Annotated in this window: 12 protein-coding genes; 11 read left to right on the top strand and 1 reads right to left on the bottom strand. The window is 60.2% G+C overall.

Annotation, left to right across the window (positions count from 1 at the left end):
• The first annotated feature begins 45 nt into the window (after window positions 1-45).
• The 8 genes from CHY22_RS06765 (at window position 46) to gatB (ending at window position 8,948) form a co-directional block, all read left to right on the top strand.
• Entirely contained in the window at window positions 46-1,686 is a 1,641-nt protein-coding gene (locus tag CHY22_RS06765) for a SpaA isopeptide-forming pilin-related protein (protein WP_158551180.1), read from the top strand.
• A gap of 304 nt (window positions 1,687-1,990) precedes the next feature.
• A complete protein-coding gene (locus tag CHY22_RS10095; protein ID WP_168170434.1) occupies window positions 1,991-2,140 on the top strand; it encodes a hypothetical protein in 150 nt (49 codons plus the stop codon).
• Between the two features lie 230 nt (window positions 2,141-2,370).
• Complete coding sequence (locus CHY22_RS06760) at window positions 2,371-3,339, top strand: MarR family transcriptional regulator (RefSeq protein WP_089573184.1); 969 nt, start codon at window positions 2,371-2,373, stop codon at window positions 3,337-3,339.
• On the top strand, window positions 3,321-4,094 hold the full coding sequence (locus tag CHY22_RS06755; RefSeq protein WP_089573183.1) for a hypothetical protein: 774 nt from the start codon (window positions 3,321-3,323) through the stop codon (window positions 4,092-4,094). Before CHY22_RS06760 ends, CHY22_RS06755 begins: the two co-directional genes overlap by 19 nt.
• A 131-nt stretch (window positions 4,095-4,225) precedes the next feature.
• Entirely contained in the window at window positions 4,226-5,143 is a 918-nt protein-coding gene (locus CHY22_RS06750; protein WP_158551181.1) for a class C sortase, read from the top strand.
• Window positions 5,144-5,446: 303 nt separating this feature from the next.
• Window positions 5,447-5,758 (top strand): Asp-tRNA(Asn)/Glu-tRNA(Gln) amidotransferase subunit GatC, encoded by a 312-nt coding sequence (gene gatC, locus CHY22_RS06745; protein ID WP_055250987.1) that lies wholly within the window; start codon window positions 5,447-5,449, stop codon window positions 5,756-5,758.
• Entirely contained in the window at window positions 5,758-7,272 is a 1,515-nt protein-coding gene (gene gatA / locus CHY22_RS06740) for an Asp-tRNA(Asn)/Glu-tRNA(Gln) amidotransferase subunit GatA (RefSeq protein WP_089573181.1), read from the top strand. Before gatC ends, gatA begins: the two co-directional genes overlap by 1 nt.
• The gene (gatB, locus tag CHY22_RS06735; RefSeq protein ID WP_089573180.1) at window positions 7,272-8,948 is read left to right on the top strand and encodes an Asp-tRNA(Asn)/Glu-tRNA(Gln) amidotransferase subunit GatB; all 1,677 of its coding nucleotides are present in this window, start codon (window positions 7,272-7,274) and stop codon (window positions 8,946-8,948) included. The genes gatA and gatB overlap by 1 nt, the downstream gene beginning before the upstream one ends.
• Before the next feature lie 216 nt (window positions 8,949-9,164).
• Here the strand turns inward: gatB and CHY22_RS06730 are convergent, their stop codons facing one another.
• Complete coding sequence (locus CHY22_RS06730; protein WP_089573179.1) at window positions 9,165-10,163, bottom strand: helix-turn-helix transcriptional regulator; 999 nt, start codon at window positions 10,161-10,163, stop codon at window positions 9,165-9,167.
• Window positions 10,164-10,283: 120 nt separating this feature from the next.
• Between CHY22_RS06730 and CHY22_RS06725 the strand changes: the two genes are divergently transcribed.
• The 3 genes from CHY22_RS06725 (at window position 10,284) to CHY22_RS06715 (ending at window position 14,306) form a co-directional block, all read left to right on the top strand.
• Entirely contained in the window at window positions 10,284-12,107 is a 1,824-nt protein-coding gene (locus tag CHY22_RS06725; RefSeq protein ID WP_199408759.1) for an ABC transporter ATP-binding protein, read from the top strand.
• Complete coding sequence (locus CHY22_RS06720) at window positions 12,108-13,865, top strand: ABC transporter ATP-binding protein (protein ID WP_089573178.1); 1,758 nt, start codon at window positions 12,108-12,110, stop codon at window positions 13,863-13,865.
• Between the two features lie 195 nt (window positions 13,866-14,060).
• A complete protein-coding gene (locus CHY22_RS06715) occupies window positions 14,061-14,306 on the top strand; it encodes a DUF6110 family protein (RefSeq protein WP_055250999.1) in 246 nt (81 codons plus the stop codon).
• Window positions 14,307-14,318 lie beyond the last annotated feature (12 nt).

Here is a 14,318-nt window from a genome sequence, read left to right as displayed (position 1 = left end):
GATCGAATGAGAACCAACCGGAAAATGGAGGAAAAGAAGATGAGCATGAACAAGAACATCGCACGCCTGGCAGTAACCGCCGGCCTCACGGCGGCGCTGAGCTTCGGCGGCGTGATGGCTCCGGTGACCATGGCGTTTGCTGAGGGTGACAATACGATCACGATCACGCAGGTCGACAAGAATGGCACGACCAAGTTTAAGGCGTATCAGATCTTTACGGCCAAGGTTGTGGACCAGAACAAATCCAAGGTCGCCTCGGACATTAATTGGGCGAACGATGAGACGGAGAAGGCCGTCATCGGTGTTCTCAAGAAGGTCAAGGGCTCCGGCATTGACGACTCCTCGACCCCCGAGGCCGTCGCGGACTATCTTGCCCAGAACGTGAAGGACACCACTGACGATACCCGCGTGAATAACAATGACCTGCTCTACAAGATCGCGGATGCCGTGGCCAAGGCTTCCACCCAGACGGGTGCTTCCTTCGCTGCTGGCACTCCTTTTACCGCTCCGAGCAACGGCTACTACCTCTTTGTGACCGACGCGCTGGACGTCTCTAAGCCCAACACCGGTACCTCGCCCATCTTTGCCCTCGTTGGCGGCAAGTCCGTGACCGTTACCGAGAAGACCAGCATTCCTACCGTGACCAAGAAGGTCAAGGACGACAAGCCGAACAGCAACTGGGCGGACAAGGCCGATTCGCAGATGGGCCAGAACGTGAACTACCAGCTTACCGGCACCGTTGCCAACAACGTTGCGTCCTTTAGCACGTACAAGTATGAGTTCTACGACGAACTGTCCGCCGGCCTGACCGCAGAGAAAGGCAGCATCAAGGTTTACGCAGGGACGGATCGTGGTACTGCAACAGAGATCGCGGCAGACAACAACTACACTGCTGACGTCACCGCCGACGAACTCACCGGCAAGTCGACCCTGACTGTCAAGTTCACCGACCTCAAGACCGCCGTGGACGATCTCTCCGCGCAGACGAAGATTTATGTCGAGTATACCGCCAAGCTCGACCCCGAAAAGGACGCCAATGTTGTCGTGGGCGGCAACGGCAACGAGAACACCGTCAAGCTCGTTTACTCCAACAACCCCATGGTAGAGGGTACCGGCACCTCCGTGCCCGACACCGTACGCGACTACACCTACGCGCTCAAGCTCATCAAGCAGGATTCTGCCAACGAAAACATTAAGCTCGAGGGAGTAAAGTTCACCATCCAAGCCACCGACCCCGACGATTCCAACTCCAAGGGCCTGTACGTCCAAGAAAATGGCTCGCTTGATTCCAAAGAGCATGAGTTCAGGACTAATGAAAAGGGCGAGATTAACGTCAAGGGCCTTGACGCCGGCACCTACACCGTCAAGGAGACCCATGCCCTCGACGACTATAACACCCTGCCCACATTTACCTTCACCATCTCCGCGTCCGATCTCGACCGGGATGAGGGCAACAACGCCTTAGCCGTCAGCGTGACCAAGAGCGGATCCAACCTCGTCCTCGATCCGACTGTCAATGAAGGCACCGTCACCCTTACCGTCCAGAACAAGAAGGGCTCCGGCCTCCCGCTGACCGGTCTCAACGGCGTGACCTTTACTTGGATCGCTGGTGGCGCGGTGCTGTGCATCGGCGTGGCGCACCTCATCCGCAGCCGTAAGCAGGCCGAGGAGTCCGAGCAGGAGTAACGCTCACTCACCCATCCCCTTGGCAGGTGGGATGTGATGGTCATGAGACTTGCGGACACTTTTCTCGTCTATTTACGTTCTTGCTTTGCCATTCTCTTTTCGGGGCAGACTCTGCACTGGAGTCTGCCCCGTTTTTTGGGATAACGCAGCCAGCCTCCATCGTCCGATGGATCAAGCATATGAATATCGAACAGATGTTTGCAATTATTGCGTTTACCAGCTGCGGGTGCATGCGCTCGCAGTAAAATGGCTTTGCGACGCATCCCGTGCGCGGGCGGCCGACGACTCGATCGGAGGTCCCCAAATGCTGAAATTCCTTAACGCGCTCGCCGCCCTCGCGGCGGTGGGCGCGTTCGTCATCGCGTTTCTTGACTCGTATGAGGTTCGGTTTAAGGTCCGTAGGCGCACGCGCGGTGCGGACGGTGGACGGCATTTGCGCCGCAAGCGCAAATAAGAATGCCCGGGGGTCGGATCCCGGGCATTTAACAAAAGCTGAAAACTAGGCCGCCAGCGCTCCCAAACATTTACGCGGGATGCGTCGTTTTCTATTGACATTGTATCCCGAATCGTCCCGCCGATCCGGGACATTTTGAAAACTCAAATGCGGGCTTAGGCACGAACGGTATCTCTTTAATTCCGAAAATTATGTATAATTCCAATACAAACTGGAATCGAACGAAAACAATGGAAATGAACGAAGCGCTAATCTACTTACAAGAAGCACTAGGCCTTTCCGCCAAGACCAAAACTTGGCCTGGATCCGCATGCTTGCCGCTGCATCTGCGGGCGATTGAGGTCCGCGCTGTTGACGCAAACGGTTTTTCGTTTTTGCTTGCAAGTTTGCCTACTGGCGTCGGGCTTCCCGAGGCTAAGAGAGTCTATAGTCAGCTAGCCTTGCGCGCGGAGACTCCCGTTGTCGTTTCGTTTCCTGATGCCGATGCACGTCAGCGCAAAGCATTGGTCGCACAAGGGATTCCGTTTGTTTGCCCCGGCAGACAGGCTTTTCTTCCATTTATGGGCACGGCCTGCACGGAGAGGGGCAGTGTCCGGTTTCGCAATCACGCGACCAAGATGTCACCCAACGCGCAGGCTGCCGCAATCTGGGGAGCAGCCCAGGAGCCATATCGTCCCTATGACCTTTGTCGTGCGCTTGGGATTTCGGCAAGCCGCGCGAGTGAGGCCATAACCGAGCTTGTTGACAGGGGGCTCGCGAGGCGCGAGCGTTGCGAGCGACGTGTCGTCGTGTTCCCTGTTGCCGTTGATCTTCTGCTCAGTGAGCACATGGCAGAGCTCTCCTCGCCTGTCTTGAAGGTCTTATTTGCAAGGAAGACGCCGCAGATCGAGTATCTTGTTGACGCCGGGGAGACGGCGCTCGCTGCGCGTTCGATGCTCGCTGCGCCGGGTATGGAACAAAAGGCCGTCTTAAGAAGTGCATGGCGTCAACTGAGTGACCTCGAAGTCGCAGACGGGGAGTTGCCGGATAACGAAACGGCGATGATCCAAGTGTGGCGCTATGCGCCCGTGTTTGCCAACTCCTCCCGTGTCGATGACATTTCGCTTGCGCTATCTTTGGCGGCAATCGACGATGAGCGAATTCAGCTCGAAGTCGATCGCATGTTTGGAAAGGATTATCCATGGCAAGAAGCGCTGTAGAAGGTCTCCAAGAATTCCAGCAGCATATGCAAGAAGCTGTAGGATCGTATGCTCTTATCGGCGGCACGGCATGCGACATTTTGCTCGCGGAGGCGGGACTTCCGTTTAGGATGACTCACGATTTTGATGTGGTAATTGTCGCCGATGACCGGTTGCCTCAGACGGCAGAAGCTATATGGACTTTGGTGCGTGATGGCGGCTACCGCTGCGGCTGGGGCGAAGGCAAAGGCTCATGTTTTTATCGGTTTACAGAGCCTAAGAGGCCGGGTTACCCCCATATGATCGAACTCTTCGCGAAGTGCCCCGACTTTCTAAAGGGTCGTGAGGGGATTGATGTGGCGCCAATTCACGTTGATGAAAACATAAGCAGTCTTTCGGCAATTTTGTTGGACGATGCTTACTACAGCTTGTTTCTTCAGGGAATTCGGACCGTAGGCGGCGTTTCGGTCCTGGGTACGGAATACATTGTCCCGTTCAAAGCGAAGGCGTATCTCGACCTAAAAGCCAGAAGGGAAGCGGGGGAGAACGTTGATTCGAAGAAGGTAAAAAAGCATAAACGCGATGCGCTGAGGCTTGCTCAGCTGCTTGGCGAGTCGGAAGGTGTCGACCTGGGCGGAGAACTGAAGGACGATATGCTTGCGTTTGTTAAAGATTGCGAGGTGGGCGACGTCAATCTGAAACAGATCGGGGTTGCGGGCGTAACGATGGCGCAGTTGCTCGAGACGATGAAAGCAACATATGGCTTGATTGGTTGAGTGGGGTTACGTGGCCCGAACGGTGCAGTCTAGCGGCGTTGTCTGGCGCGGAAGCTCGCTAATCGGCTATTATTTGTTTAGACAACCTGAGCTGTAAGGAGTGACCGGCGATGGTGCAGGGCGCCAAACATATGAAGAGCAATAACGCCGCGGCCAACGGTGGCTCAAGCCCTCAGCCCAAACCTCAACAAAAGCCCAAGCGCCGCCGTAAGCGGCTGCCGCGCTGGGCCGACCGTCTCATCACCATCGTCATCATCCTTATCGGCGTGGGCCTTATGACCTGGCCGTGGATCTTGGACCGGCTCGAGGCCTCGGGCGTGTTCAACCAGATCAGCACCGTGTCCAGCACCGTGGACGCGCTGTCTGCCGAGGAGCGCGAGCGCATCCTGCTCCAGGCTCGCTCCTTTAACGAGCAGCTTGCGGGCGAGGCCACCGAGCTTCCCGCCGATCAGATCGAGCCCTACGCTCAGCAGCTCATCTTTGACCGCGACCCCATGATGAGCTGGGTCGAGATCCCCTCCATCGACGTGAGTATGCCCATCTACCACGGCACGAGCGAGGAAGTCCTTATGGCGGGCGTCGGCCACCTGGAGGGCACGAGCCTGCCGGTGGGCGGCACCTCGACGCATTGCGTGCTCACCGCGCACTCGGGCATGCGCAACCTGAGCATGTTCGACGACATCCACTCGCTGGAGCCCGGCGACCTGGTGCTGCTGCACACCATGAACAAGACGATCGCCTACAAGATGGTGGACTCCGAGGTGGTGCTACCCGAGGAGATGGAGTCGCTGGCCATCGAGCCCGGCGCCGACAAAGTGACGCTCGTCACCTGCACGCCCTACGGCGTAAACGACCATCGTCTGCTGGTGCATTGCGTGCGTACCAAATACAACAAGAAGGACGTCGACAAGCAAAAGTCGCTGGCCGGTCGCCACTGGGGCAAGCGCGAGTTTGCCGTGCTCATTGTGGTCGTAGCTATTGTACTGTTGCTGCTGGACATCGTGATCCACGCGGTCCGCAAGCGCCGCAAGGCCAAGGCCTCGGCATAGGGCATCATTCAGAACCACCGCAATGGGGACAGGTACCTTTGTGGTGGTCGGGACTTCCAAACCATCACAACATTCGATGAAAATCTCGATATTGGCGAAAAGCGTCGAATGTTGTGATGGTTTTCGTTGTGGGCGGGACGGTTTTCGCTATGGACAGTGCGGTTTCGCTACAGAATCGCCAGCCCGCCGCCTGCCAGCCCGCCCCCTCGTTACGTTTTCGCTGCATTTGGGTAAAGCACCTGCTCCAAGCGGCGTTGCCTTGTATACTAGAGCGGTTTATCTGTTATGCGGAAGGGAGCGCCTATGGCACTCAGCGAGAAAGACGTGCGCGGCATCGCCGAGTACGCAAAGATCGCACTGACCGATGACGAGCTCACCCAGATGACGTCCTACATGAACGACGCCGTCCAGATGCTCGAGCCCGTCTTGCAATATGACTTGCCCGACGTGGAGCCCACGTTCCATCCCATCGGAAGCCTGTCCAACGTGATGGGCGACGACCTGCGCGAGCCCGAGCGTGACCTGCCGCTCGACGTTGCGCTCGAAAACGCCGGCAGCGCGCGCGACCGTTACTTCCGTGTGCCGTCCATTTTGGGAGAGGGGGAGAGCGAGTAATGGCGCAGAGCTTCGATTCCCTTACCGCCGCCCAGATCGCCGCGGGCGTTGCCGCCGGCGACTTTACCGCTACCGAGGTGGCTCAGGCCTCCCTTGCCGCCATCGAGGCGCGCGAGGGCGGGGTCCAGGCATTCCTGCAGGTAGCGCCCGAGCTTGCGCTCGAGGCCGCTGCGCGCGTGGATGCCGACCGTGCCGCCGGAAAGCCGCTACCCCCGCTTGCGGGCGTGCCGCTGGCCATCAAAGACAACATGAACCTCGTGGGCACGCGCACCACCTGCGCTTCCCGCATGCTCGGGGACTACCAGAGCGTCTACACCGCCACCTGCGTCCAGCGCATGCTCGACGCCGGCTGCCTGCCCATGGGCAAGGCCAACATGGACGAGTTTGCCTTTGGCAGCTCCACCGAGAGCTCGGCGTTCCACCGCACCAACAACCCCTGGGATACCGAACGCGTGCCCGGCGGCTCCTCGGGCGGCTCCGCTGCCGCCGTCGCCGCGGGCGAGGTCGCGCTCTCGCTGGGCTCGGACACCGGCGGCTCCATTCGCCAGCCGGCGTCGCTGTGCGGCGTGGTGGGCTTTAAGCCCACGTATGGCGCCGTGAGCCGTTACGGCGTGGTTGCCTTTGGCTCGTCGCTCGACCAGGTGGGCCCCTTTGGACACACGGTCGAGGACGTTGCGCTGGCCATGAACGCGCTTACCGGCGCGGGCCACGATCCGTACGACTGTACCAGCCAGGATTGCGCCGTCGACTTTACCGAGCACCTCAACGACAGCATCGAGGGTAAGCGCGTGGGCATCATCCCCGCGTTTATGGAGGCCGAGGGCCTGACGCCCGAGGTCCGCTCCGCCGTTGAGCGCGCCGCCCAGGAGCTGCAGAACCAGGGCGCCGAGCTGGTAGAGGTCGACCTGCCGCACCTGGACGCCGCCATCGCCGCCTACTACGTCATCGGCCCGGCCGAGGCGTTCTCCAACCTGGCTCGTTTCGACGGCATTCGCTATGGCTATCAGGAGGAGGGCTGCGCCAACCTGTCCGACCAGAGCTCGCTTTCGCGTGCCCACGGTTTTGGCGCCGAGGCCAAGCGCCGTCAGATGCTCGGCGCCTACCTGCTGAGCTCGGGCGTGTACGACAAGTACTACTACGCCGCGCAAAAGGCCCGCACGCTCATCACGCAGGACTATGACGCCGCGTATGCCAAGGTGGACACCATCCTCATGCCCGCCTCGCCGCGCACGGCCTTTAAGTTTGGCGAGATCAGCGACCCCACGCAGATGTACCTCTCCGATCTGTACACCATCTCGCTCAACATTTGCGGTAACGGTGGCATTTCGGTGCCGCTGGGCCTGGGCGAGGATACTCAGCTGCCCGTTTCTGCCCAGCTGGTGGGACCTGCCTTTAAAGACCGTCAGCTGCTTACGTTTGCCCGCGCCCTGGAGCGCGGCTTTGCCGATGCCGCCACGGGTGCGCCCGCGCTTTCTGTCGCGCCCGATTTTGCCGGGAAGGGAGGCGAGCTGTAATGAAGGAGCTATCCGAGGTCCTGCAGGATTGGGAGGCCGTGATCGGCCTGGAAATCCATACCGAGCTCACCGCACTCGATACCAAGATGTTCTGCAACTGCAAGCTCAGCCACGATGACGAGCCCAACGCCAACGTGTGCCCGGTGTGCCTGGGCCTGCCCGGCGCCCTGCCGGTGCCCAACAAGCGCGCCATCGAGAGCATCGTCAAGGCCGGTCTCGCCACCAACTGCGAGATCCAGCGCCACTCGATGTTTTACCGCAAGCACTACTTCTATCCCGATATGGCCAAGAACTTCCAGACTACGCAGGGTCCGGTCGCCTTTGCCATGTACGGCCACCTGGACCTGGACGTGACCGGTCGCGGTGCCGCCGAGCGCCCCGACTGCGCGTTTGGTGAGGCCGAGGCTCAGAGCCTGGCGAGCGCCTCGGCCAACGCCGAGGGCCTGTCCACGTCTATGACGTCGACCATGCGCGAGGGCAACCAGCGCGCCGGTCACCTGGCCAGCTACGATGCCTCCAACCTGCAGATGCCCGAGCGCCGCGAGGACGGTTCCTACACGGTGCCCATCCGCATCCTGCGCATCCACATGGAGGAGGACGCCGCCAAGATGGTCCACGTGGGCGGTGCCGAGGGCCGCATTACCGCTGCGGCCGAGTCGCTCGTCGACTACAACCGCTGCGGCACGCCTTTGATTGAGCTCGTGACTGAGCCCGATCTGCGCACGCCCGAGGAGGCTCGCCTGTTTATGGAGAAGCTCCGTCGCATCTTTGTGACGCTGGGCATTTCGGACTGCTCCATGGAGAAGGGTTCCATGCGCTGCGACGGCAACGTGTCGCTGCGCCGCCGCGGCGAGACCAAGCTGGGCACCAAGACCGAGCTCAAGAACCTCAACTCGTTTAAGAGCCTGCACGACGGCCTTGCCTACGAGATTTGCCGTCAGGCCGAGGTGCTCGAGGAGGGCGGAATCATCTATCAGGAGACCCGCCACTGGGAGCCCAGCCGTAAGCGCACCGTGGTCATGCGTGTGAAGGAGACGGCCGACGACTATCGCCTGTTCCCCGATCCCGATCTGGCGCCGTTCGATCTGGACGACGAGTTCATCGACCGCTGCCGTGGCGAGATTCCCGAGCTGCCCGATGCCAAGCGCGCCCGTTTTGAGACCGACTTTGGTATTAAGGCGGCCGATGCCGAGCAGATCGCGGGCGACCCCGAGTTTGCCGAGTTCTTTGAGGCTGCCGCTGCCGGTATGGCTGGCAAGGAGGCCCAGACGGTCGCAAACCTGCTGGTCAACGAGATGATCGCCTACCTTAAGAGCGCAGGCGTGTCGCTCGCCGAGTCCGGCATCGCGCCGGCTCAGGTAGCAGCGCTGGCCAAGCTGCTGGTGACCGATGCCATCAGCTCCAACCAGGCGCACGAGGTCTTTGAGGCCATGGCCCAGACCGGTGACGACCCCAACAAGATCGTCGACGAGCGTGGTATGCGTCAGGTGAGCGATGCCGGTGCGTTGCAGCCGATCGTGGACGAGGTGCTGGCTAACTGTGCCGATCAGGCGCAGCAGTATCGTGACGGCAACCAGAAGGTTATCGGCTTTTTGGTGGGCCAGTGCATGAAGGCGAGCCGCGGCAAGGGCAACCCGAAGCTCTTCAACGAGTTGCTGAGAACGTCGCTCTCGTAAACGGGAACCGAGGGGCCGGGCGCAGGGCCTTGCTTCTCAATTTCGGACAGTCCTGACTCACGACGGAGGCGCCACTGGCGCCTCCTGTTCGTGCGGAACTCATTGAGAGGCAAGGCCCTGCGCCCGGCCCCTCGGTTCCGTGACGACTCGGCCGTTCGGGTCAGGCGGGGCTGAATGGAATAGAGTGAATGAGGGTGCCGTTGGCGCCTTCATTCTTTATATATGTTGGGAGCGCCAAGCGGTGGGGGTGGTGCCGCTGTGTTGCTTGAAGGCTTGGGTGAAGGCGGCCTGCTGAGGGTAGCCTAGACGCTCTGCCACCTGCGCTATCGTGAGCGCGCTATCGGCCAAAAGGTCCTGTGCTCGCTCCATACGGCGTCTGCGAATGTAGGCGCCCAGGGACTCGCCAGTTTGGGCCTTAAAGGTGGCGCATAGTTTGGAGCGGCTTGTGTAGAGCCTCTCGGCCACCTCGTTGATACCCACGCGTCTGCCTTTGTCGAGCTCGCACTCAATCATCGCCGTTGCTTCTTCGGCAATGGTCACGCTGGCGCGTGTGTCTGCCGCCTGCTGCGCCTGCTTGTGGGCCGCGCGCGAACAGGCGAGCTCCGCGACCATGGTCTCCACGATGCCTTGCATATAGACGTGTCCGCCTACGGCGCGAGCGCGGTCCTCGTTGATTCGACGTAGTGTGTGGCAGATGGCAGATGCTGCCTCCTCGTGCCACGACTCGGCAAACGCCTCAAAGACCCCCGCAAACTCGGCGGGATAGCGATGCTCCAACTCGTCAAAATAACCGGGCAAAAAGAGGACCGAGCGCGAGTGGTAGAGCTGCCCTGCAAACAGCGGGCTTAGCTCCTCGCCGCAGCTGTCTTGGATAAAGCTGCAGACTGCGCTGCTCGGCCACGGCCCACGCAGCGGCTTGAGGTTCGCAGGCGTTATGCCGGCTTCGGGCATGCACATGAGCGTGGGCGCGCTGACCTCGCTCACGCACGCGTACGGTTCGGGCGTGTATTCGGCTAGGTGCATGTTGTGCATCGGGGTAATGAAATGCTCCATGACGATGCAAGTGGGGGAGAGGGGCATGATCCATGCGCGTCCGTGCGTCCGATCGTTTGCCACCTCACCGGTAAAGACGGCGCCCTTGCCGGAAAGTTGCAGGCCAAACTGCTCAAACTGCGGTGCGTAGAGCTCGGTTATATCGGTTGCTGCCCGCCGCATTTTCAAAAGCGTCCCCTTCCTTTGCGGAAACGTCCACGCCTGGCTCAATTGTGTGCCTCGGCTAACACGCCAATGATAAGTTTCTTAAGGTTAACTCTCAAGCCGTTAGAAAGGAATCTCATGGCAAAGGGATCAAAAAAGGAGGGTGGCGGCATCGGCGAGCTGCTTGCATATGCCGGTGACCGTAAATTCCTAACGTATTTGGGCATGGCCCTCTCGGCGTTCTCGCAGCTGCTGAGCTTTGGCCCGTACGTGTGCATTTGGCTTGTCGCGCGCGATCTGATCGCCGTGGCACCTAACTGGAGCGAAGCCTGCGACATCGCGACGTATGGCTGGTGGGCCGTGGGGTTTGCGCTGGCAAGCATCGTGGTCTATTTCGTGGGGCTCATGTGCACGCACCTGTCTGCGTTTCGCTGCGCGTCCAATATCCGCAAGACTACGAGCGAGCACCTGCTTAAGCTGCCGCTTGGCTACTTTGACACACACGCCACCGGTGAGCTGCGCCGTATCGTAGACGGATGCGCCGCCTCCACCGAGACCCTGCTCGCGCACATGCTACCCGATATCGCCGGCGCCACCGCCATGGTCGCAGGTCTGCTCGTGCTGCTTTTCGCCCTCGATTGGCGCTTGGGCGCGGCATGCCTTATCTCGGTCGCCGTTTCGCTTGGCGCCATGGCCACCATGATGAGCGGCAAGGGCGCCGAGTTCATGAAGGCCTACATGGGCGCGCTGGTCAAGATGAACAAGACCGGTACCGAATACGTACGCGGCATTCCCGTGGTCAAGGTGTTTCAGCAGACGGTCTATTCCTTTAAGGCGTTCCACGACGCGATCGCCGAATACGCCGACATGGCACAAAGCTATGCGGGCACGTTTTGCCGAGGTCCGCAGGTACTCAACCTTACCGCGCTCAATGGTCTTGTGACATTCCTGTTGCCCGTGGCGTTGCTGTTGGCGCCGGGCGAGAAGGACTTCGCGCATTTTATGGCCAACTTCACGTTTTACGCGATATTTTCGGCCGTGGTACCGACGGCCATGACCAAGCTCATGTTTGTGGGCGAGGCCTCTCAGATGAGTGCCGATTCGCTGGCTCGAATTCGAAGCGTCATGGATTCCAAGCGGCTCTCCGTGCCCGCGCAACCCAAGCACCCTGCCGGCGGCGACGTGCGATTTGAGGACGTGAGCTTTACGTACGAGGGTGCCGAAGCACCTGCCGTTAGCCATGTGAGCTTTAACGTTTCCGCGGGTAGCACCCTCGCCCTGGTGGGTCCCTCGGGCGGCGGTAAGTCAACCTGCGCAAGCCTGATTCCGCGTTTTTGGGATGTTTCTTCGGGTCGAGTGCTCGTAGGCGGTGTGGACGTTCGCGACATGGACCCGCACGAGCTTATGGACCAGGTTGCCTTCGTGTTCCAGACCAACCAGCTGTTCCGGCAAACACTTGCCGATAACGTGCGTGCCTCCAAGCCCACGGCCACTGACGACGAAGTGCGTGCGGCCCTCTCCGCAGCTCAGTGCGACGACATTGTGGCCAAGCTCCCGCAGGGTATTAACACCATGCTCGGTGCTGGAGGGGCATATCTTTCGGGCGGCGAGGTGCAGCGCGTAGCACTCGCCCGCGCGATCCTTAAAGACGCGCCTATCGTGGTGCTCGATGAGGCCACGGCGTTTGCCGACCCCGAGAACGAGGCGCTCATCCAGCGCGCCTTTAGCAAGCTGGCGGCGGGTCGCACGGTCATTATGATTGCGCACCGACTCTCGACTGTAGTGGGGGCCGACAAGATCGTGGTGCTCAATCAAGGTAGCGTGCAGGAGGCCGGCACCCATGCCGAGTTGCTGTCCCAAGAGGGGCTGTATGCCAAGATGTGGGCCGAATACGAACAGGCCGCGAGCTGGAAGATCACTGCCGCCGCAGATGCCGCCGTCACGAAGGGAGGCGAGGCCTAAATGTTCGCCTCATTCCAAAAGAAGTATTTCCTATCCGATAAAGGCGTCGCCGGCGTAAAACGCGGCATTTTCTGGACCGCGCTCACCAATCTCATTACCATGGCCGGCATGGGCTTATTGTTCCTGGTCATGGCCGGTTTTGTCGAACATCTCGCCACCGGTGCCGACCTGCCGGATGCCCTGCCGATTGTGGGCGGCCTCCTGGTCTTTTTCGTGTTGCTCTTTGCCTCTAACTGGCAGCAGTATTACTACACCTACTGCATCTTTTACGAGGAGTGCGGCAAGCAGCGTATGGAGATTGCCGAGCGCTTGCGCAAGCTGCCGCTGTCGTTTTTTGGCCGTCGTGATCTGGCCGATTTAACCGAGACCATCATGGGCGACGTCCAGGCCATGGAGCACGCCTACAGCCACGTGCTGGGAGAGCTTTGGGGTGCCATCATCGCAAGCGCCATTGTGTTCGTGGCGTCGCTGTTCTTTTGCTGGCAGCTGGCGATCGCGGCGTTTTGGAGCGTGCCCGTGGCCTTTGCCATGCTGTATCTGACACGCGGCCCCATGACCCCGGTGTTCGACCATGTGCGCGCCGAGAAGGTCAAGGTTACCGAGGCGATCCAGGAGACGCTCGACTGCGTGTGCGAGATCCGCGCCACCAACCAGGAGGCTCATTATCTTGAGGGGCTCAACGCCGTGATCGATGCCGAGGAGCGCGAGACCACCAAAGGCGAGCTCGCCAATGGGCTTTTGGTCAACTCCGCCTTTGCCATCCTGCGCCTGGGGATTGCCACCACGTTGGTCACGGGCGCTGCGATGGTCGCCTCCGGCCAGGTCGACTTTTTGGTGATGTTTGCCTTCCTGCTTATGGTGAGCCGCATCTATGCGCCTTTTGACCAGGCGTTAATGTTAATGTCTGAGCTGTTTGCTGCCGAGTCGTCTGCCAAGCGCATGCGTTCCATCATGGAGGAGCCCGTGGCGCGGGGCAGCGAGCAGTTTGAGCCCGTGGGCCATGACGTGGTGTTCGATCACGTGGCATTTGGCTATGGTGCGGGCGAGGACGGCCGCGCCGGCGAGAAAGTTCTTACCGACGTGAGCTTTACCGCCAAGGAAGGCGAGGTCACGGCACTGGTCGGTCCTTCGGGCTCCGGTAAGTCCACGGTGAGCCGCCTGGCCGCGCGCTTTTGGGACGCCACCGAAGGCACGGTCACCGTGGGCGGCGTGGACGTTGCGAGCGTGGACCCCGAGGTGCTGCTGCGCGACTACGCCATTGTGTTCCAAGACGTGCTGCTCTTTGACGACACGGTGATGGGAAACATCCGTCTTGGTCGTCGCGATGCCACCGATGAGGAAGTGCTTGCTGCCGCGCGTGCCGCCAACTGCGACGAGTTTGTAAGCCGCATGCCGCAGGGCTACGACACCATGATCGGCGAGAACGGCTCCAAGCTGTCCGGTGGCGAGCGTCAGCGCATCTCCATCGCCCGCGCGCTGCTCAAAGACGCGCCGATCGTGTTGCTGGATGAGGCGACGGCGAGCTTGGACGTAGAGAACGAGACCGTGGTGCAGCAGGCGCTCTCCCGCCTGCTCGCGGGCAAGACGGTTATCGTGATCGCCCACCGTATGCGTACGGTGGAAAATGCCGACAAAATCGTTGTACTCAAGGATGGTGTGGTTGCCGAGCAGGGCGCTCCGGCGCAACTCAAAGCGGCCGGCGGAGAATTCGCCCGCATGGTTGCGCTGCAAAAGGAAGCAGCTACCTGGCAGTTGTAAGAAGGGACAAAGGGACAGTCCCTTTGTCACATTGACAATCGGTTACTCCGCATCGTTAATTTTCAAAAGGTTAGCCATGGCTGACCTAGATAGTTAGATAAAATTGAGATATTTCAAAAGTGTGCTCGAGCAAACTTGTTTACTCGGGTGCTGAGGCACCGTGCCGCGTCCGATGCGGCAAAAGGGAGAAGCAACATGAAGAAGTCGACGTTCAATACCCTGCTTGTCGGTGGCGGTTTTCTGCTTGGCACGGCCGGCATCAAGCTGCTTACCAGCGCTCCGGTCAAGAATGCCTGCGTGCAGGGTATTGCGTGCGGTATGCGCATCAAGAACGGCTACCAGGACATGGTCGAGCAGGCCAAGGCTAATGTCGACGACATGGTTGCCGAGGCTGCTTACATCACCCAGAGCGAGGCCGCTGCTGACGAGGCAGCCGAGTAACGCTCCCAGGCA

The organism is Collinsella sp. TF06-26 (assembly GCF_002232035.1).
GTDB lineage: Bacteria > Actinomycetota > Coriobacteriia > Coriobacteriales > Coriobacteriaceae > Collinsella.
This window is presented reverse-complemented; position numbering and strand designations above follow the sequence as displayed.